Origin of the sequence: Streptomyces sp. NPDC127108, assembly GCF_042677545.1 — a bacterium.
GTDB lineage: Bacteria > Actinomycetota > Actinomycetes > Streptomycetales > Streptomycetaceae > Streptomyces.
In genome coordinates, this window is the sequence record NZ_JBHXTE010000054.1 from 1 (window position 1) to 19,987 (window position 19,987).

16 protein-coding genes are annotated in these 19,987 nt (G+C 72.3%); 10 read left to right on the forward strand and 6 right to left on the reverse strand.

Going from position 1 to position 19,987, the window contains the following annotated elements; genetic code table 11:
• Positions 1-377: 377 nt before the first annotated feature.
• On the reverse strand, positions 378-1,547 hold the full coding sequence (locus tag ACFVHO_RS34290; RefSeq protein ID WP_385723485.1) for a steroid 3-ketoacyl-CoA thiolase: 1,170 nt from the start codon (positions 1,545-1,547) through the stop codon (positions 378-380).
• A gap of 268 nt (positions 1,548-1,815) precedes the next feature.
• On the opposite strand from ACFVHO_RS34290, the gene ACFVHO_RS34295 reads away from it, so the two are divergent.
• Together ACFVHO_RS34295 and ACFVHO_RS34300 are read left to right on the forward strand one after the other, a co-directional pair.
• Complete coding sequence (locus tag ACFVHO_RS34295) at positions 1,816-3,060, forward strand: cytochrome P450 (RefSeq protein ID WP_385723624.1); 1,245 nt, start codon at positions 1,816-1,818, stop codon at positions 3,058-3,060.
• Between the two features lie 232 nt (positions 3,061-3,292).
• Entirely contained in the window at positions 3,293-4,924 is a 1,632-nt protein-coding gene (locus tag ACFVHO_RS34300) for a hypothetical protein (protein WP_385723627.1), read from the forward strand.
• Here the strand turns inward: ACFVHO_RS34300 and ACFVHO_RS34305 are convergent.
• Positions 4,881-7,085 carry a bifunctional glycosyltransferase 87/phosphatase PAP2 family protein gene (locus ACFVHO_RS34305; protein WP_385723488.1) on the reverse strand — a complete coding sequence of 735 codons (2,205 nt, stop codon included), beginning with the start codon at positions 7,083-7,085 and terminating at the stop codon, positions 4,881-4,883. The genes ACFVHO_RS34300 and ACFVHO_RS34305 overlap by 44 nt on opposite strands.
• Positions 7,086-7,674: 589 nt before the next feature.
• On the opposite strand from ACFVHO_RS34305, the gene proP reads away from it, so the two are divergent.
• Entirely contained in the window at positions 7,675-8,988 is a 1,314-nt protein-coding gene (proP, locus tag ACFVHO_RS34310) for a glycine betaine/L-proline transporter ProP (protein WP_385723630.1), read from the forward strand.
• Positions 8,989-9,206: 218 nt separating this feature from the next.
• The gene (locus ACFVHO_RS34315; RefSeq protein WP_385723491.1) at positions 9,207-9,881 is read left to right on the forward strand and encodes an O-methyltransferase; all 675 of its coding nucleotides are present in this window, start codon (positions 9,207-9,209) and stop codon (positions 9,879-9,881) included.
• Positions 9,882-9,896: 15 nt separating this feature from the next.
• Here the strand turns inward: ACFVHO_RS34315 and ACFVHO_RS34320 are convergent, their stop codons facing one another.
• Positions 9,897-10,298, reverse strand: a complete 402-nt coding sequence (locus tag ACFVHO_RS34320) for a hypothetical protein (protein WP_385723493.1) — start codon at positions 10,296-10,298, stop codon at positions 9,897-9,899.
• Between the two features lie 91 nt (positions 10,299-10,389).
• Between ACFVHO_RS34320 and ACFVHO_RS34325 the strand changes: the two genes are divergently transcribed.
• From ACFVHO_RS34325 to ACFVHO_RS34335, 3 genes are all read left to right on the forward strand, one after another.
• A complete protein-coding gene (locus tag ACFVHO_RS34325) occupies positions 10,390-10,794 on the forward strand; it encodes a DUF1992 domain-containing protein (protein WP_385723496.1) in 405 nt (134 codons plus the stop codon).
• 63 nt (positions 10,795-10,857) lie between these two features.
• A complete protein-coding gene (locus ACFVHO_RS34330) occupies positions 10,858-11,217 on the forward strand; it encodes an antibiotic biosynthesis monooxygenase family protein (protein WP_385723499.1) in 360 nt (119 codons plus the stop codon).
• A 4-nt stretch (positions 11,218-11,221) separates the two neighbouring features.
• Positions 11,222-11,725: a GNAT family N-acetyltransferase gene (locus ACFVHO_RS34335; RefSeq protein WP_385723501.1), complete on the forward strand. Its 504-nt coding sequence runs from the start codon at positions 11,222-11,224 to the stop codon at positions 11,723-11,725.
• A gap of 410 nt (positions 11,726-12,135) precedes the next feature.
• Here the strand turns inward: ACFVHO_RS34335 and ACFVHO_RS34340 are convergent, their stop codons facing one another.
• Complete coding sequence (locus ACFVHO_RS34340; RefSeq protein WP_385723503.1) at positions 12,136-14,178, reverse strand: MDR family MFS transporter; 2,043 nt, start codon at positions 14,176-14,178, stop codon at positions 12,136-12,138.
• A 123-nt stretch (positions 14,179-14,301) separates the two neighbouring features.
• On the opposite strand from ACFVHO_RS34340, the gene ACFVHO_RS34345 reads away from it, so the two are divergent.
• Positions 14,302-15,354 carry a peptidoglycan-binding protein gene (locus ACFVHO_RS34345; RefSeq protein ID WP_385723505.1) on the forward strand — a complete coding sequence of 351 codons (1,053 nt, stop codon included), beginning with the start codon at positions 14,302-14,304 and terminating at the stop codon, positions 15,352-15,354.
• A gap of 49 nt (positions 15,355-15,403) precedes the next feature.
• Here ACFVHO_RS34345 and ACFVHO_RS34350 read toward each other — a convergent pair whose 3' ends face one another.
• Both ACFVHO_RS34350 and ACFVHO_RS34355 read right to left on the reverse strand, forming a co-directional pair.
• A complete protein-coding gene (locus tag ACFVHO_RS34350) occupies positions 15,404-16,060 on the reverse strand; it encodes an HAD-IA family hydrolase (protein ID WP_385723508.1) in 657 nt (218 codons plus the stop codon).
• Positions 16,061-16,208: 148 nt separating this feature from the next.
• A complete protein-coding gene (locus tag ACFVHO_RS34355; protein WP_385723510.1) occupies positions 16,209-16,787 on the reverse strand; it encodes a TMEM165/GDT1 family protein in 579 nt (192 codons plus the stop codon).
• A 532-nt stretch (positions 16,788-17,319) separates the two neighbouring features.
• Between ACFVHO_RS34355 and ACFVHO_RS34360 the strand changes: the two genes are divergently transcribed.
• Both ACFVHO_RS34360 and ACFVHO_RS34365 read left to right on the forward strand, forming a co-directional pair.
• Positions 17,320-17,967: an HNH endonuclease family protein gene (locus tag ACFVHO_RS34360; RefSeq protein WP_385723513.1), complete on the forward strand. Its 648-nt coding sequence runs from the start codon at positions 17,320-17,322 to the stop codon at positions 17,965-17,967.
• 121 nt (positions 17,968-18,088) lie between these two features.
• On the forward strand, positions 18,089-19,807 hold the full coding sequence (locus ACFVHO_RS34365) for an alkaline phosphatase D family protein (protein WP_385723516.1): 1,719 nt from the start codon (positions 18,089-18,091) through the stop codon (positions 19,805-19,807).
• Positions 19,808-19,987: the final 180 nt, after the last annotated feature.

Below are 19,987 nucleotides of genomic sequence, written 5' to 3' on the forward strand. Positions count from 1 at the left end.
GAGCTGCTATGGGGGGCCCCCCCGGGGGGGGGGGCCCCCCTGTTCGCGCTCCGCGCTCGTCCTCAATCGCCGGACGGGCTTTCTCCCACCCACCCGCCCAACCTTGGACCTGCTGACCAGCAGCCCGGCACCATCAGCCCCGAATGGGCCACCCCCCGGCCGCGCTCCGCGCGCCTTCTCCCACCCGCCCGCCCCCACCATGCGTTCGACAGCCAGTGGGCACCGTCAGGCCCACCTCGGCGGAGTTCTCAGCCCACCTCGGCGAAATTTCCAGCCCGTCCGGCGTTTGAGGACGAGGCGCGGAGCGCCGATGACGGGGTCCGGGGCGGAGCCCCGGGATCGGGAAGGGGCGGGATTGGGGAGCGCACCGCAACCGACTACAACCGCTGCAGAATCGTCGCCGTGGCGACCGCACCCCCCGCACACATGCACACCAACGCGAACTCCTTGTCCGCCCGCTCCAGCTCATGGAGGGCGGTGGTCAGCAACCGCGCCCCCGTAGCCCCCACCGGATGCCCGAGAGCAATCGCACCCCCGTTGACGTTGACCTTCTCCAGGTCCTGCCCGAAGACCTGCGCCCAGCTCAGCACGACGGAGGCGAACGCCTCGTTGATCTCGACCAGATCGATGTCCGCCAAGGACATCCCCGCCTTCCCCAGCACGGCCCGGGTCGCGTCGATGGGCCCGTCGAGGTGGAAGTGCGGATCGGCCCCGACGAGGGCCTGGGCGACCACCCGGGCCCGCGGCCGCAACCGCAGGGCCCGGGCCATCCGCTTGGAGGTCCACAGGAGGGCGGCCGCCCCGTCGGAGATCTGGGAGGAGTTCCCCGCGGTGTGCACGGCGGTGGGCATGACGGGCTTGAGCCGCCCGAGCGCGTCCATGGAGGTGTCACGGAGCCCCTCGTCGCGGTCCACGAGCCGCCACATCCCCTGCCCGGCGGCCTGCTCGGCCTCGGTGGTGGGCACCTGCACGGCGAACGTCTCGCGCTTGAACCGCTCCTCGGCCCAGGCGACCTGTGCCCGCTCCTGCGAGATGAGCCCGAGGGAGTCGACGTTCTCCCGGCTGAGCCCCCGTTTGCGGGCGATCCGCTCGGCGGCCTCGAACTGGTTGGGCAGGTCGACGTTCCACTCGTCGGGGAACGGCTTGCCGGGCCCGTGCTTGGAGGCGGACCCGAGCGGCACCCGCGACATGGACTCGACGCCGCAGCTGATGCCGACATCGATGACGCCGCCCGCGACCATGTTGGCGACCATGTGCGAGGCCTGCTGGGACGAGCCGCACTGGCAGTTGACCGTGGTCGCCCCCGTCTCGTACGGCAGGCCCATCGTGAGCCACGCGGTGCGCGCCGGGTTCGCGGACTGCTCGCCCGCCTGGGTGACCGCGCCGCCGACGATCTGCTCGACGCAGTCGGCGTGGATGCCGGTGCGGCCGAGGAGTTCGCGGTAGGTCTCGCCCAGGAGATAGGCGGGATGGAGGTTGGCGAGCGCGCCCCCGCGCTTGCCGATCGGCGTGCGTACGGCTTCGACGATGACAGGTTCAGCAACCACAGACTCGTCCTCTCCTCCACAGCCCGCGGGGCGTCCCGGCATCCCGCACGCGATAACTAGTACGCGTTCTAGTTATCCCAACAGTCTGCTGAGCCCGACCCCACCCCCGCAAGGGTCGTGCACGCACCACCCGTACGACCGGAGCCGGAAGGGATCCCGTCACGGGCCTTGCGACTTGTAGAACCCGTTATTACGTTGCGACGCACCTCCTGATGGACCGTCAGACATCACCGCAGTCGTGAGCGTCCCGAAACACCTGGAGTTGCCGATGCCCTGTCCCGCACTGCCCGACGGGTTCGACTTCACCGATCCCGACGTCCTGCAAGACCGCGTTCCCTTCCCGGAGTTCGCGCGGCTGCGGCAGTCGGAGCCGGTGCGCTGGATCGCCCAGCGGCCCGGCATCGCCGGTTTCGAGGACGCGGGGTACTGGGCCGTGACCCGGCACGCCGACGTCAAGTACGTCTCCACGCACCCGGAGTTGTTCTCCTCGAACCTCAACACCGCGGTCATCCGCTTCAACGAGTCGATCAGCCGCGACCAGATCGAGGTCCAGAAGCTGATCATGCTCAACATGGACCCGCCCGAGCACACCCGGGTGCGCCAGATCGTGCAGCGCGGGTTCACCCCGCGCGCCATCCGCTCCCTGGAGGACGCGCTGCGCAGCCGCGCGCACCGGATCGTCGCCACCGCCCTGGAGAACGCCGCCGACGACGGCTCGTTCGACTTCGTCACCCAGGTCGCGGTCGAGCTCCCGCTGCAGGCCATCGCGGAGCTGATCGGCGTACCGCAGGAGGACCGCTCGAAGATCTTCGACTGGTCCAACAAGATGGCGGCGTACGACGATCCGGAGTACGCGATCACGGAGGAGGTCGGCGCCGAGGCCGCCATGGAGATCGTGTCGTACGCGATGAACCTGGCCGCCGCCCGCAAGGAGTGCCCGGCCAAGGACATCGTCAGCCAGCTGGTCGCGGCGGAGGACGAGGGGAACCTGTCCTCCGACGAGTTCGGGTTCTTCGTGATCCTGCTGGCCGTCGCGGGCAACGAGACCACCCGCAACGCCATCACGCACGGCATGCACGCCTTCCTCACCCACCCCGACCAGTGGGAGCTGTTCAAGCGGGAGCGCCCGGCGACGACCGCCGAGGAGATCGTGCGCTGGGGCACGCCCGTGGTGTCGTTCCAGCGCACCGCCACCCAGGACACCGAAGTGGGCGGGGCCCGGATCAAGAAGGGCGACCGCGTCGGAATCTTCTATTCCTCCGCCAATCACGATCCCGAGGTCTTCGAGGACCCGGACGTGTTCACCATCACGCGCGACCCCAACCCGCATCTCGGCTTCGGCGGCGGAGGCCCGCACTTCTGTCTCGGCAAGTCCCTCGCCGTCCTCGAGATCAACCTGATCTTCAACGCGATCGCCGAGGCCATGCCCACACTCCGACTGGTCGGCGACCCCCGCCGACTGCGCTCGGCCTGGCTCAACGGAGTCAAGGAACTCCAGGTCAGCACCCGCTGACCCCGCTGACGGGAGGCAGGGGCACACCCCTACGCCCCGCCCCTGCCTCTCCGCGGAAACGGACCGCGCCCGCCGCGGAAACGGACCGGCTCCCACGGCGAAACGGACCGAAGAAATCCGCCAAATGTTCACTTGATCGGCAATCACCGCCAACGTTTTCGTCGAACAAAGCGTCTTGGGAGGTGTACCTGAGCCCTCCGACCCTCCACGACGTCGAACGGAAACGGTGACCGTGGTCTCTGCCGACCTCTCGATCCTCCCGACCGGCAGTGCACCCACCGAACGGAAGAGTCCCTTCCGCCGCGCCGTCCGCGCCTTCTACCGGCGTCACCGCATCCCGGTCCTCGCCACCGTCCCCACCCTTCCCCTGTACGCGGTGTGGGCGGTGTTCCTCGCCACCGGCGGCGGCGACCTCGCCGCCCAGCAGGCCTGGGCCAGATTCGCGTCCGACCACGGCTCGGCCGCGTACAGCCTGTTCTGGTACGGCGGCATGCACACCGCCAACTACAGCCTGATATCGCCGTACTTGATGGCCGCGATCGGCGTGAAGACCGTCACGGTCCTGTCCGGCGTCGCGGGGGCCTGGCTGGTCGCCGTGCTCATCGAACGCGCGGGCGTGCGCCGCCCGCTGTGGCCCGCGATCCTCGCCTCCCTCGCCGTGTGGTGCAACGTCGCCTCCGGACGCACCACGTTCGCCCTCGGCCTCGCCTTCGGGCTCGGCGCGGTCCTCGCGGTGCTGTGCGTAAGGCGTCTGGCGGTCGCTGTGGTGTGCTCGGCGCTCGCCACCATGGCCTCCCCGGTGGCCGGCCTGTTCCTGCTCGTCGTGGGGTCGGGCTACTTCTTCGTACGGGAGTGGGGGCGCGCCGCCGCGCTGCTCGCGCCGCCGATCGTGGTGGTCGGCCTGACGACCCTGCTCTTCCCCTTCAAGGGCGAGCACCTGATGTGGGCGGACCGGATCTTCCCGCCGGTGTTCTTCAGCCTCGTCCTGGTGGTGGCGGGGCCCCGGGAGTGGCGGGTGCTGCGGTGGGGGGCGGGGGTGTACGCGGCGGGGACCGTCCTGACGTACCTCATCCCGTCGCCGATCGGCACCAACGTCGAGCGCCTCGCCGAACTCGTCGCGCCCGCCCTGCTGCTCGCGGCCCTGCTGACCCCGGCGCTGCCCGTGATGCGGCGGATGGCACTGGTGACGGCCCTGGTCCTGTCGACGGCGTGGGTCGCGCAGAAGACGGCCGACGACCTGGAGGTGTCCACCGTCGTCCCGGCCTGGGCGACGGACACCCAGGCCGTCGTCCGCGAACTGAAGCGGCTCGGCGCCGACCGGGGCCGGGTCGAGGTGGTCCCGGCCCGCAACCACCGCGAGGCCACCGCGCTCGCGCCGTACGTGAACATGGCGCGCGGCTGGAACCGCCAGCTCGACATCGAGCGCGGCCGCCTCTTCTACGACGGCTCGTTCTCCGCCACGACCTATCGCGCCTGGCTCGACAAGTGGGCGGTCGGCTTCGTCGTGCTGCCCTCGGGCCGGCCCGACGGGCCCGCGCTCGACGAGGCCGCGCTGGTCAGGAGCGGGCCGAAGTGGCTGGAGCCGGTGTGGAAGGACAAGCACTGGCGGATCTTCCGCGTCAGGAACGCGGTGCCGATGGCGTCGGCGCCCGCCTCCGTCGTCCGCTCCACCAGCACCGACGTGGTGGTGCGGGTGCCGGAGCGGGGCGCGGTGACCGTGCGGATCGTGTACTCGCCGTGGCTCCGGGCCGAGGGCGCGTGCCTGAAGCCGAACGGCGAGTTCACCGAGCTGACGGTCCGGACGCCCGGCACCTACCGGATCAGCTCGGGGTACGGTCGCTCTCCGCGTCCTTCGACGTGCTGAGGACGTCCTTCGGCTTGCTGACGTCCTTCGCCTTGCTGACGTCCTTCTGCTTGCTGAGGACGTCCTTCGCCTTGCCGGGAACGTCCTTCGGCTTGTCGGCCGGGTCGTCCGGCGCGCCGGACGGTTCCGCGGGGAGTCCCGCCATCGCCGGCTTCAGCCCCGTCCCGACCTTGAGGACATGCTTCACGCGCGGCCCCTGGAGCAGATAGGTCAGCCCGAACCCGGCGCCGACGACGGCCGCGCCGCCCACCGCGTCGAGGATCCAGTGGTTGCCGGTGCCGACGATCGCGCAGACCGTGAAGAACGGGTGCAGCAGGCCGAGGGCCTTCATCCACCACTTGGGCGCGAGGATCGCGATGACCAGACCGCACCACAGCGACCAGCCGAAGTGCAGCGAGGGCATCGCCGCGTACTGGTTGGTGAGCTTCGTCAGCGTGCCGTAGTCCGGCTGCGAGAAGTCCTGCACGCCGTGGATGGTGTCGATGAAGTTGAGGTCCTCCATCAGGCGCGGCGGCGCGAGCGGGTAGCCCCAGAAGCCGACGAGCGCGAGCAGCGTGGCGAAGCCGAGCGCGGAGCGCGCCCAGCGGTACTGGGCGGGGCGGCGCAGGTACAGGATCGCGAGGACGCTCAGCGGCACCACGAAGTGGAACGACGTGTAGTAGAAGTTGAAGAAGCTCTCCATCCAGGGCGTGCGCGCCGTCAGCTGGTTGAACCAGTGCTCGATGTCGATGTGCAGGAACTGCTCGATGGAGTGGATCTGCTCGCCGTGCGACTCGGCCCGCTCCCGGCCGCCGGAGATGGTGCCGCCGGTCGCGGCGAGGCGGGTCTGCTGGTACGCGGAGTAGCCGACGCGGATGAGCAGCAGTTCCAGGAGCAGGTTCGGGCGGGTCAGGACGCGCCGCCAGAACGGGAACAGCGGCACCCACTTCCAGCGCGCCGGGACGGGATCGGCGTACGAGGTGGGGATCGGCCGCTGGTACTCGGGAGCCGTGCGGGACAGGAACGGCACGATCAGCGCGGAGGCGAGCGCGGCGAGCAGGACGACGTTGTCGCGCAGCGGGTCCAGGACCGACATGTTCGGCAGCATCATCTTCGACGGCAGCGTCATCACCAGGACGACGGCGATCGGCCACACGTACCGGTCGGAGGCCCGCTTGCCGACCCGGCCGACGACGGCGAGCAGCAGCCACAGGAGCTGGTGCTGCCAGCTGGTCGGGGACACGGCGATGGCGACACAGCCGGTGAGCGCGACGGCGAGGAGCAGCTGCCCGTCGCGGGCGTAGCGCACGGCCCGGCGCAGGCCGAGGAAGGCGACACCGGCGCCCAGGGCCAGGAAGAGCCCTATTTCGAGCGGTCCCTCCAGGCCGAGGCGGAGCAGGGCGCCGTGCAGCGACTGGTTGGCGTTGGCGTCCGGGTTGGCGCCGAGTCCGGCGCCCGCCAGGTGGTGGATCCAGTACGTCCACGAGTCGTGCGGCATGGCCGCCCAGGCCACGGCGGTGGCGGCGGCGAAGGTGGCGCCCGTGGACAGGGCGGCCTTCTTGCGCCCGGTGAACCACAGCAGCGGCGCGAACAGGAGCACGGTGGGCTGCAGGGCCGCGGCGAGGCCGATGAGGATGCCGCTGGCCCGCTCCCCGCGCACGGCGAAGCAGCCGAGCAGCACGAGCAGGACGGGGATGATGCTGGTCTGGCCCAGGTGCAGGGTGTTGCGCACCGGCAGGGACAGCATCAACAGGGAGATCGCGAGGGGGGCCGCGAGCAGCGAGGTGCGGCGCGAGATCGGCTGCGGCAGCGCGCGGGCGGCGACCAGGCCGAGGACCACCACCAGGCCGAGGGTGCCGAAGGTCCAGGCCCAGCCGAGGGCGTCCTCGGCGAAGCGGGCGAACGGCTTGAGGACGAGTCCGGCGAAGGGCGTGCCGGTGAACTTGTCGGCGTCGTACAGCGAGCCGTTCACGTGCAGCACGCCGTTCGGCCCGACCCAGGTCTCCCAGTCGGTCAGGCGGTCGCCCTTGGGGGTGCGCAGGACGACGGCCACCTGGCGCACGGCGAGGACGGCGGCGATCAGCCAGAGGGCGATGCGGACCGCGCCGACGCGCCCCTCGGGTGTCCCGGATGCCCCCGTGCCCAAGGCATTCCCCGGTCCCCTGTGCTCAACATTCGCCACGCCCTGTCGGCCCTCCCGCCCCATCCGTCATCCTTGATCAAAGTGCCAGGAGATTCCTGATCTCACCCAAAGAGGCTCGCATGCCCCTGAGTGAGACGCGCGCAACCCCCAGTTCGCCTGGCAGCCACACCCGCTTTCTACCGGCTTTTGGGCGCCGGTGCCCAACCGCCCCGCTGCGGCCGCGCCGCCCGTCGGCCGCTTCCGGGACCTGCGCCGGGGCCGGTTCGCCCCGATTCCACGGGACTCATTCAGGCAAGGACGGCGGGGACCCCCCTGCCCGGTTCCCCCGCCCGGACGCGACATAGATCACATGGGGCCCATGCCGCCCCCGCCGGAAGTACCCCCGTTTGGCCTGAATACAGCGCGATTGCGAACACTGTGCGATCACTCCCGCACCCCCCGTAATGATGGTTACTGCACCTAAGGTCACCGGGTCCTTGTCGTCCACGAAAGGCAGGCGAGCGAGCCCTTGCCGACCGCGCAACACGTCGGACCCCGCACCCCCGCGGCCCCCTCCCCCACCGGGGCGGACCCCGCCCGGGCGGCGACGCCCGAGGCCCCCGCCGCGGGTGCCACCGTCACCGATCCGGTGCTGGTCAAGCGCGCCGTGAAGGCCGCCGCGCTCGGCAACGCCATGGAGTGGTTCGACTTCGGGGTCTACAGCTACATCGCGGTCACCCTCGGCAAGGTCTTCTTCCCCTCCGGCAACCCCACGGCCCAGCTCCTCTCGACCTTCGGCGCCTTCGCCGCGGCCTTCCTGATCCGTCCGCTCGGCGGCATGGTCTTCGGCCCGCTCGGCGACCGCGTGGGCCGCCAGAAGGTCCTCGCCCTCACGATGATCATGATGGCGGCGGGCACGTTCGCGATCGGCCTGATCCCCTCGTACGCGGCCATCGGCGTCTGGGCGCCGGTCCTGCTCCTGGCCGCCCGCCTGGTCCAGGGCTTCTCCACCGGCGGCGAGTACGCGGGCGCCGCCACGTTCATCGCCGAGTACGCGCCCGACAAGAAGCGCGGCTTCCTCGGCAGCTGGCTGGAGTTCGGCACGCTCGCCGGATACATCGGCGGCGCGGGCCTCGTGACCCTGATGACGGCCCTGCTCTCCAGCGACGACCTGCAGTCCTGGGGCTGGCGCATCCCGTTCCTGATCGCCGGGCCCATGGGCCTCATCGGCCTCTACCTCCGCATGCGCCTGGAGGAGACCCCGGCGTTCGCCGCGCAGCTGGCCAAGGCCCACGAGGACGAGCAGTCCCGGCCCAAGGTGCGGCTCCGGGACCTGGTGACCGGCCAGTGGCGGGCCCTGCTCCTGTGCGTCGGCCTGGTCCTGGTCTTCAACGTCACCGACTACATGCTCCTGTCGTACATGCCGAGCTACCTCACCGGCGAGCTGGAGTACGACGAGACGCACGGGCTGCTCGTCGTGCTCGTCGTGATGGCCCTCATGATGTGCGCCCAGCCGTTCGTCGGCGCGCTCACCGACCGGATCGGCCGCCGCCCGGTCATCGCCGCGGGCTGCGCGGGCTTCCTCGTCCTCTCCGTCCCCGCCCTGCTCCTGATCCGCAACGGCTCCCTGTGGGCCATCGGCCTCGGCATGGCGGCCCTCGGCCTGCTCCTGGTCTGCTTCACCGCGTCCATGCCGGCCACGCTCCCCGCCCTCTTCCCCACCCCCGTCCGCTACGGGTCCCTCTCCATCGGCTTCAACGTCTCCGTCTCGGTGTTCGGCGGCACGACGCCCCTGGTCGTCACCGCCCTCATCGGCGCCACGGGGGACGTGATGATGCCCGCGTACTACATGATGGCGGCGGCGGTGGTCGGCGGCATCGCCGTCTGGTACCTCAAGGAGTCGGCGGGCCGCCCACTGCCCGGGTCACCGCCGGCGGTGGAGGGGCCCTCGGCCGGCAAGTAACCGACCCGTCCGGCAGGTAGTCAGCCTCAGCCCGTCCGGCGTTTGAGGACGAGGTGCGCAGCACCGATCGGGGGAGGTGCGGCCCACCTGTACGGGACGCCCCCATGGTCCAGTGGTGGAGCCCCGCCCGCGGCGGAGCCGCAAAATGATGCTGCGGGAAGGGGCGGGGTTGGGGAATGCTCAGCGCAGCGCCGCCCAACCCCAAGGAGCACCCCCGCATGAGCCCCGACCCCACCCTCTGGAACACGGTCGACGACTACTTCACCGACCTCCTCACCCCCGCCGACCCCGCCCTCACCACCGCACTCCAGGACAGCGAAGCGGCCGGCCTGCCGGCCATCGCCGTAGCCCCCAACCAGGGCAAACTCCTCCACCTCCTGGCCCAGCTCCAGGGCGCCCACCGCATCCTGGAGATCGGCACCCTGGGCGGCTACAGCACGATCTGGCTGGCCCGCGCCCTCCCCGCCGACGGCCACCTGATCACCCTGGAGTACAGCCCCGAGCACGCCGAGGTGGCCCGCGCCAACCTCGCCCGCGCCGACCTCGACAAGATCACCGAGGTCCGCACGGGCCCCGCCCTGACCTCGCTCGCGGCCCTGCACGACGAGGCCCCGGCCCCCTTCGACCTGGTCTTCATCGACGCGGACAAGGCGAACAACGCGAACTACCTGGAGTGGTCCCTCAAGCTGACCCGCCCGGGCAGCCTGATCATCATCGACAACGTCGTACGCGGCGGCGCCGTCACCGACCCCACCAGCGAGGACCCGAGCGTCCGCGGCACCCGCGCCGCCCTGGACCTGATCGCGACCCACCCGAAGCTGGACGGCACGGCGGTGCAGACCGTCGGCACGAAGGGCTACGACGGCTTCGCGCTGGCCCGCGTACTGGACTGAGCCCGGCGCCGCCGCTCAATCCTCGTGGTAGAAGCCCACGTTGACGCTGCGCGGCCCCGACCGGTCCTGCACGACGACCTCACCGGAGCCGCCCCGGGGCAACGGCGTCGTCCCTCCGTACGCGAGGGGCACCGCCGTCCCCCCGGCCAGGATCCGCACCTCGGACGCCGGGTCGGGCTGGGAGCCACGCACCCAGGTCACCGTCCACGCGCCGTCGATGCGACAGCGGAACTCCAGGTGCGTACGGGAGACGAACAGCCAGTCCTGCGGCGGCGCGAGCCGGCACACGCTGCGGTCGCGCCCCACGCGGAGCACCGCGCCCGGCTCGCTGGGCTCGTCCGCGAGCAGCATCCCCGCGGTCGCTCCCGCGTCCGCGTCCGACACCCCCGACACCATCGCCATGGTGAGTTCAAGCACCTGGGTACCCCCTGACCCGAAGTCCGGACAACCGGCGGCATCCTAGCCCCGCGGCTCCGCGCCGTCCCGTGCCCTCTGCCACCATGGTCGTATGACTGAACGGAAGCCACCGGGAGTCAACTTCGAGTCCTGGGTCGACAAGCAGATCCGTGAGGCGGAGGAGCGGGGCGACTTCGCCGCCCTGCCGGGCCGCGGCAAGCCCCTGCCGGAGGATCCCGGCGCGGCCTACGACGAACTGTGGTGGGTCAAGCGGAAGCTGGCCCGCGAGGGCATGGGCGCCCTGTCCCCGACCCTCGCCCTCCGCAAGGAGGCCGAGGACGTCCTCGCGGCCGCCGCCGACGCCCCCTCGGAGTCCATGGCCCGCCGCCTGGTCACCGACCTCAACGAGAAGATCCGCGAGGCCCTGCGCACCCCGCCCCCGGGACCGCCCCTCGGCCTGCGCCCCTTCGACGTCGACGAGGTCGCCCGGGACTGGCGGGAGCGGCACGCGGGCTGAGCCCCGCGCGGTGTCGCCGGGGCGGGCGTCGCGCCCGCGCGGGCGTGCGCGACGATGGTGCCCATGAGCATCGTGAAGATCAACGTCCTGACCGTGCCCGCAGAGCAGCGCGAGGTCCTGGAGCGCCGCTTCGCGTCCCGCGCCGGAGCCGTCGAGAGCTCGGACGGCTTCGAGTGGTTCGAGCTCCTCCGCCCCGTCGAGGGCACCGACCAGTACCTCGTGTACACGCGGTGGCGTGACGAGGCGGCCTTCCAGGCGTGGATGGAGGGCCCGATGAAGGCGGCGCACCAGGGCGGGGGCGGCGCGGGTGCCGCCGGCGGGGAGGGCGGCGGGGAGCGGCCCAAGCCGGCGTCGTCCAGCGCCGCCGTCTGGACGTTCGAGGTGGTCCAGCAGGCGGCGCCGGTGGCGCCCACGGAGAACTGACCCCATGCCCTGGTCCGTGACCCCCGAACCGGTCGACTCGGCGGCGGCCGTCGCGCTGTGGCGCGCGTACTACACCGAGGTCAGCGACCGCTGGTACGAGCTGCACGAGGGGCACCGCACGGACCCCGCCGAGCTGGAGCGCGAGATCGCCTCGGACACCGGCGCGCGGCTCGTGCCGCCCGCCGGTGTCCTGCTCCTCGCCCGCTACGACGGCGAGCCCGCGGGCACGGCCGGAGTACGCCTCCTCGACCCCGCCACCGCGGAACTCACCCGCGTCTTCGTGGCCCCCGGCCTCCGCGGCAAGGGCGGCGGCCCGGTCCTCCTGACCGCCGCGGAGGAGGCCGCCCGCGCCCTCGGCGCCGCCCGCGTCATCCTCGACACCCGCAACGACCTGGTCGAGGCGCGGACGCTGTACGCACGGCACGGCTACGAGGAGGGGTCACCGCACAACTCCGCCCCCTACGCGGACCACTGGTTCCACAAGCCCCTCCACCCCCGAACCATGTGACCGCCCCGCCGCTACGCGGCGGCTCCCTGCCCGCCCACCCGCCCCAGTGGTCACCCGAGGGCAACCAGGTGCGCGGGCGGGGGCCGACGGGGCGGGGGCGCCCGCGCGCCGGGCAGGACAGCGACAAGGGCGCAACCACGGGGCCCACCCCACGCCCAACAGCAAACGGACGGGCGGGCGGGAGACCCGCCGCGGAGCGGCGAAGAAGGACCACCCAACCGCCGGGCAAGGCAACGACAGGGGCGCAACCACGGGGCCCACCCCACGCCCAACAGCAAACGGGTGGGCGGGTGGGAGACCCGCCGCGGAGCGGCGGAGAGGGGCCACCCCGGCGCGGGACAACGCGACGACCACCCCGAGGGCCACCCCGTCGCCGGACGCGACAAGGCCGACAGGGGCCCCGGGCCGAGCTACACCCGGGGCAGGCCGCGAGGCCGCTCCGCGTCGGAGCCGCACATCTCCGCCCCCAACTCCTCCACCAGCTGCATGAGATCGGTGGGCCGCCCGGGCCCCCACCAGTCGCCGAGCAGCTCGGCCAGCTCGGCCTCCCGGGCCTTGGCCAGCTCCGCGGCGGCCGCGCGCCCGGAGTCGGAGAGCCGAAGGCCGAGGCCTTCGCGGAGGGCGAGCCGCCGCTCCTCCAGCTGCCGGGAGGCCTGGGTGACGACGGTCAGGGGAATCATGCTGCGTTCGGCGAGCGTGGCCGGTTCGACGTGCCCGTGCCGGGCGATCCGCAGAAGCATCCAGCTGGCGGCGGGCAGCAGGTCGTACCCGGCGCGCCGAGTGATGCGGACGTACACCTCACGCCGTCCTTCCCGCGTCCCGAGCAGGGACAACGCGCGCGCCACCTCGTCGTAGGAGGACCGTTCGACGGGGTTGCTCGCGAGCGTCTGGGTGGGGTCGGGCGCGGTGACGGCCCCGCGCAGCCGGTCCTCGCGCAGGAACCAGGCGAGGACGAAGGCGACGAGGGCGACCGGCGCCGCGTACAGGAAGACGTCGGTGATGGCGGAGGAGTAGGCGTGCAGCACCCCGGGCCGCAGCGCGGCGGGCAGTTCGGCGATGCCGCGCGGGTCGGCCTTGAGGGAGTCGGTGGTGACCCCGGCGGGCAGGTCCTGCCCGCGCAGGGCGTCGGTGAGCTTGTCCCCGAGCCTGCTGGTGAACACGGTCCCGAAGATGGCGACGCCGAACGACGCGCCGATGGACCGGAAGAACGTGGCGCCGGAGGTGGCGACGCCGAGGTCTTCGTAGCCGACGGCGTTCTGCACGATGAGGACGAGTACCTGCATGACGAGCCCGAGGCCGAGGCCGAAGACGAAGAAGTAGGCGCTCATCTCGCCGGTGGGACTGTTCTCGTTCAGCTGGTGCAGGAGCAGCAGGCCGAGGGTGGTGACGGCGGTGCCCGCGATGGGGAACACCTTCCACCGTCCGGTGCGGCTGACGATCTGCCCGGACACGGTCGACGCGAGCAGCAGGCCGACGACCATGGGCAGCATGTGGACGCCGGACATGGTCGGCGAGACGCCCTGGACGACCTGGAGGAACGTCGGCAGGTAGGTCATCGCGCCGAACATCGCGAAGCCGACGACGAAGCTGATGACGGCGGAGAGGGTGAAGGTGCGGATCCGGAACAGCTTCAGCGGGATGACGGGCTCGGTGGCCTTCCGCTCGACCGCCACGAAGCACACCGCGAGCACCGCGCCGAGCACGGCGAGCCCGATGATCTGCGGCGAGCCCCAGCTCCAGGTGGTACCGCCGAGGGAGGCGACGAGGACGAGGCAGGTGGCGACGGAGGCGATGAGGAAGGTGCCCAGGTAGTCGATGACGTGCCGGGCCCTGCTGGCCGGGATGTGCAGTGCGGCGGCGATGACGACGAGCGCGACGACGCCGACGGGCAGGTTGACGTAGAAGACCCAGCGCCAGCTCAGGTGCTCGGTGAAGAGCCCGCCGAGGAGCGGTCCGAGGACGCTGGTGGCGCCGAAGACGGCGCCGAACAGGCCCTGGTACCTGCCGCGTTCGCGGGGCGGGACCAGGTCCCCGACGATCGCCATGGAAAGCACCATCAGTCCGCCGCCGCCGAGGCCCTGCAGCGCCCGGAACCCGATGAGCTGCGGCATGTTCTGGGCGACGCCGCACAGCGCCGAGCCGATCAGGAAGATCACGATGGCGGCCTGGAAGAGCTTCTTGCGGCCGTACTGGTCGCCGAGCTTGCCCCACAGGGGGGTCGCGGCGGTCGCGGCGAGCATGTACGCGGTGACGACCCACGACAGGTGGTCCAGGCCGCCGAGGTCGCTGACGATGGTCGGCAGCGCGGTGGAGACGATGGTCTGGTCGAGGGCGGCGAGGAGCATGCCGAGGAGCAGCGCCCCGATGGAGACCAGTACGCCGCCGCCCACGTGCTCCGGAGGTCCCCCGCCGGGCCGCGGCCCGGCCGGGCGGGTGCTCACGTCCTGCGTCATGGACACCTCCTGCGGTGCTTCCACCTTCCATCGTGGTCCGAGTCATCCGTTATGGCCTGTCGAGCCGAGTGGCTGCATACTCCTTCAGAGCTCTGCGGGGCCGGCGAGGGAGGGGAGCACGCGATGAGCGAGGCGAACGGATCGGCCGGACGACGTCGGGAGCCCGAGGGGGCCGGGGGCACCCGGAAGCCCGAGGGGACAGCGGGCGCGGCAGGCCCGACCGGCGCGGCAGGCGCGGCAGGCACGGCGGGCGTGACAGACGCGGTGGGGGCGGCAAGCGCGAGGGGCGCGGACGGCCCGGTGTGTCCCGGCTGCGGTACGCCCCGCCCGCCGAGGGCCACCCCCTCCTGCGGCTGCGCGCGCGAGGCCGCGGACGCCGCCCTGGAGACCCGGTCCGCGGAGGCGGCCGCGGCGGAGGACTTCGATCCGATCCGCATACGTCCCTACGTGACGCTGCCGGAGCCGTCGGCCCCCTTGCCCGCGCTGTCGTCGGCCCCGCTGCCGCCGCAGTTGCCCGCGGCCACGGACACCGGGCCCGCCGAGGCCGCCTCGGGGCCGGAGCGGTCCGCGCGGCGGGGTCGGGGGGCGCTGTACGCGGGGGCGGGCCTCGTGGTCGCGGCGGCCGCGGTGTTCACGGGCGGGGTGATGTCCGGGGACGCCGGTGACGGGGCGGGCGGGGACGGGGGCGGCGGCAGGGACCGCGCGCTGCCGGACCTGGCGGACGACACCCCGGACCGGACGTCGAAGGAGCCCGCCCAGCGCACCGTCCCGAGGGCCGCACCGGCCCCTTCGGCCTCCGCTCACCCCCGCAGCTCACCGACCCGCACCCCGTCGGCCACGGCGCCGCGCTCGGTGCCGGTGCGCAGGTCGTCCCCGGCGCCCGCACCGTCGCGCACGACGGCCCGCGCCACGGGTTCGGTGGGCCCGCCCCCGTCCCGCACCCCGACGGCCGGACCCACCCTGCGCGGCGGCGACCGGGGCACCGAGGTGGTCGAACTACAGCTCCGATTACGCCAGTTGTACCTCTACACAGGCCCGCCGGACGGCCGCTACACACCCCCGGTGACCGACGCCGTGTCCCGCTACCAGTGGGCCAGGGGCATCAGGACGGACCCCCAGGGCACCTACGGCCCGGCGACGAGAAGGTCCCTGGAGTCCGAGACCCGCTCCCCCTAGCGACCGCCACGGGCCCATGGCGCCCCGGCCCCGCAGGAGCCGCCCCGGCTCACCCGAACGAAAGCGTCAGGAACCCCGCGTCGGCGGTGACGCGCACCTGCGTGAGGTCGTCCACCCACACCGTGGGCTCGTACTCCCCGGCCCGGGGCCCGACGCCGACGACCCGCATCCCCGCGGCCCGCCCCGCCGCGATCCCGGCCCCCGAGTCCTCGAAGACCACGCAGTCGGCAGGGTCGAACCCCAGCTCGGCGGCGCCCTTGAGGAACCCCTCGGGGTCGGGCTTGCTGGCCCCGACGTTCTCGGCGGTCACCCGCACCTCGGGAAGGGCGAGCCCCGCCGCGGCCATCCGGCCGGTGGAGAGCCCGACGTCGGCGGACGTGACGAGGGCGTGCGGCAGTCCGGCGAGGGAGGCCATGAACTCCGGCGCCCCCGGTATGGGCACGACGCCGTCCATGTCGGCGGTCTCGCGCGCCAGCATCTCGCGGTTCTCGGCGTGGTTCTCGGCCATGGGCCGCTCGGGCAGCAGCAGGGCCATGGAGGCGTACCCCTGCCGCCCGTGCACGACCTTCATCACCTCGTCGGCGTCGAGCCCGTGCTTGGCGGACCACTGCCGCCAGCAGCGTTCGACGACGGCGTCGGAGTTGACGAGGGTGCCGTCCATGTCCAGGAGGAGGGCTCGGGCGGTCAGTACGTTCGCAGCCGTCATCGGCGTACTCCAAGGGAAGGGCCCGCACACGGAAGAGGAAGACAAGGCGGCTCCGCCCGCCGGTCAGGGAGTACGGGCGAAGCCACTTTGTTCCACCACGGTACAAAACAAGCCCCCCATACGCCAACACCGCAGGTCAGAGCCCGTTCTACGCAATCGCCTCGTACAGGCTCCACACCCCGAGCGCCAGCATCAGCATCGCCGCGATCTTCGTGATGAGGGCCAGCGGCACCCGCTTCATCAGCGCCTTGCCGCCCACGATCCCGAGGCCCGCGACCGCCCACAGCGCGAGCACCGCGCCGAGGCCCACGGACAGCGGGTCGTCGTACCGCGCCGCCATGTTGGCCGTCATGATCTGGGTGAGGTCGCCGAACTCCGCGACCAGGATGAGCATGAAGCCCGCCCCCGAGACCCGCCAGAAGCTCTGATCCCTGGGGGCCTTGACCTGCTCGTCGTCATCATCCTTCTTCATCAGCAGCATCGCGGCGCCGCCGAGGAAGAGGACGCCGGTGAGGGCGTGCACCAGTTGCTGCGGCAGCAGGGTGAGCACACTGCCCGCCGCCACGGCGAGCACCACGTGCACGGCGAACGCGGCGGCGACGCCCACGAAGACGTACGAGGCGCGGTATCGGGTGCCGAGGACGAGCCCGGCCAGCGCTGTCTTGTCGGGCAGCTCGGCAAGGAAGACGACGCCGAAGACGAGCGCCGTCACGCTGATGCTGATCAAGGTTCCTCAATCGGTCGGGCCGCCCCACCGAGAGTTCCGCAGCCTTCGCGTACGACACCTCGGCACGGCAGCGCACGGTGACGTACACGGATGCGTGTACGCGGGCACTGCTGGCCGAAGGTCTCGCTGGCCACCCACCTCACGTGGGCTGCCTCCGGGCGCCGGCTCAGAACGAGCTGAGCAGTATGTCGACGGTCCGGCGAAGAGCTACTCCCCTTCTGCTCCGACCATCGTACGCGACCCGCACACCGCCCCGGCCAGGGACTTTCGACCCCGGCCCGCCGTGACCGGGACCACATCCGCCCCGGCGCCCGCCCCGGCAATCCACCGCGAACCGGAGCACCCCGTGCGGGGCAATTCCCCCGAAGTACCAACTTCCGCCCCGGCGCGCCTCCATGACGCGGCGCCAGAACCCTTGATGTTTACAGGTGATTGACGCGACCCTGTCACCCGATGCACACCTCGGGGCAACCCGAGCGCACCAGCATGGCCGCCCCACCGGTCAATGTCCCCCCACGTCAAGGGAGTTCGCATGCCCACGATCTACGCGCGTCACCGCCTCGCCGCCCTGGGCGCCGTCGCCGCCCTCGCCTCCGCCGCGACCCTGCTCTCCGGCTCCCCCGCCCAGGCCGCCCCGCCCACCCCGGTCAGCGCCGCCACCGCCCGCACCTACCTCGGCCAGCTCACCGTGGCCCCCGAGGGCTCGTCCGACGGCTACAGCCGCGACAAGTTCCCGCACTGGTCCACCCAGTCCGGCGCCTGCAACACCCGCGAGGTCGTCCTCAAGCGCGACGGCGAGAACGTCCAGCAGGACGGCAGCTGTGCCGCCGTCTCCGGCACCTGGAAGTCCCCCTACGACGGCGGCACCTGGACCGCCGCGTCCGACGTCGACATCGACCACGTGATCCCGCTCTCCGAGGCCTGGAAGTCCGGCGCCAGCGGCTGGACCACCTCCCGCCGCGAGGGCTTCGCCAACGACCTGGGCCAGCCCCAGCTCATCGCCGTGACCGACAACGTCAACCAGGCCAAGGGCGACAAGGACCCGGCGAAGTGGCTGCCGCCCACCACCTCGTACCACTGCTTCTACGCCCGGATGTGGGTGGACGTGAAGCAGCACTACGGCCTCACCGTCGACTCCGCCGAGAAGAGCGCGCTCAGCTCGATCCTGAACGGCTGCTGACCCGCCGGGGCGGCAGCCCATCCGCGGCGGACCGGCCCCGAGGCCGGTCCGCTTGTGCGGAACCGTCCCGCCCGCCTCCGTCGTTCCGTACCGTACGGGGCGACGGAGGAAGGTGATCACTGTGGCGCGGCTGCGTCTGGGTCCACTGCTGAGGTACGTCGACGGCGCGCGGGCGACCGTCTGGGTCGAGGCCGACCGGCCCTGCACGGCCGAGGTGCGCTGCGCCGACGGCACGCGCGGCACGACCCGGACCTTCCAGGTCGCCGGGCACCACTACGCCCTGGTGACGGTCGAGGGGCTGCGCCCGGGCACCACCACGGCGTACGAGGTCACGCTCGACGACAGTCCCGTGTGGCCGCTGCCCGAATCGCCGTTCCCGGCGAGCACGATCCGCACGCCGGGCGGGGACGGCGGAGACGGCGGGGAAGCAGCGGCCCTGCGCGTCACCTTCGGCTCCTGCCGCTGGGCCGCGCCGCCCGCCAAGACGTCCCACCTGCACGACCTGGGCCACCGGGGCGCGAAGGACGCCGGGAAGGACACCGGCAGGGAGCACGACCCCGTCGGCCCCGACGCCCTCGACACCCTCGCGGCCCGCCTCGCCGCCGACCCCGACGCCCCGCGCCCCGACGTGCTCCTGCTCCTCGGCGACCAGGTGTACGCGGACGAGGTCTCCCAGGCCACCCGCCGCTGGCTCGCCGCCCGCCGCGACCTCTCCGAGCCCCCGGGCGACCAGGTCGCGGACTATGAGGAGTACACCCACCTCTACTACGAGTCCTGGCTCGACCCCGAGGTGCGCTGGCTGCTCTCCACCGTCCCCAGCTGCATGATCTTCGACGACCACGACGTCATCGACGACTGGAACACCAGCGCCTCCTGGCTCGCCGAGATGCGCGCCACGCCCTGGTGGCGCGAGCGCATCCTCAGCGGCCTGATGTCGTACTGGGTGTATCAGCACCTGGGCAACCTGCCGCCCGAGGAGCTGGCGCGCGACGAGCTGTTCGCGGCCGTGCGCGCCACCCCCGACGGCACCGACGCCCTGCGCGCCCACGCCGCCACCGCCGACGCCGACCCGACCGCGGCCCGGTGGAGCTATCGAAGGGACTTCGGCCGGGTGCGCCTGCTGATGGTCGACACCCGCGCCGCCCGCGTCCTGGACGAGGACAACCGCGCCATACTCGACCCCGGCGAGGCGCGCTGGCTGCGCGAGCAGGCCCTTGAGGGCGGCTGCGACCACCTTCTGATCGGGACGTCCCTGCCGTGGCTGCTCCCCCACCTCATCCACGACGCCGAGGGCTGGAACGCCGCCCTCTGCCGGGGCGAGCGCGGCCCCCGCTGGGCCCGCTTCGGTGAGGACCTGCGCAGACGCGCCGACCTCGAGCACTGGGCCGCCTTCCCGACCTCCTTCGACGCCCTGGCCGCCCTGATCGCCGAGGCGGGCTCCGGCGCGGACGCGCCCGCGACGGTGTGCGTCCTGTCCGGCGACGTCCACCACGCCTACGTCGCCGAGCCCACCTGGCCCGCGGGCGGCGGCCCCGACGCCCGCGTCCTGCAGCTCACCTGCTCACCGGTGCACAACTCCATCCCCGCCTCGATAAGGGTCGGCTTCCGCTTCGGCTGGAGCCGCGTCGGCCGCGCCCTCGGCCGCCGCTTCGCCCGGCACGGGCGGCTCCCGCGCGCCGCCGTGAACTGGCGCAGGACGGGCGGCCCCTGGTTCGGCAACCACCTGATGACGCTGACGCTGCGCGGGCGTTCGGCGGAGCTGCGCCTGGACCGGGCGCGGGCGGAAAAGGGCGGCGGGGAGCGCCTGGAGACGGTGGACCGGACGACGCTCACGCCGTGAGTCCCGCAACGTCCGGTCGTGCGGCGCGGCCCGCCCTCATGAGCCCGCGCGTCCTGTGTGCGCGGTTGCTGTGGGTACGGGTGTGACGGGGTGAACCTCCCACGGGTAACGGCGATGTCCGCCTTGGCCGTGACTCGGGACACAACCGGATGAAGATCCTCCGAAGCGGGCTTCGGCAAC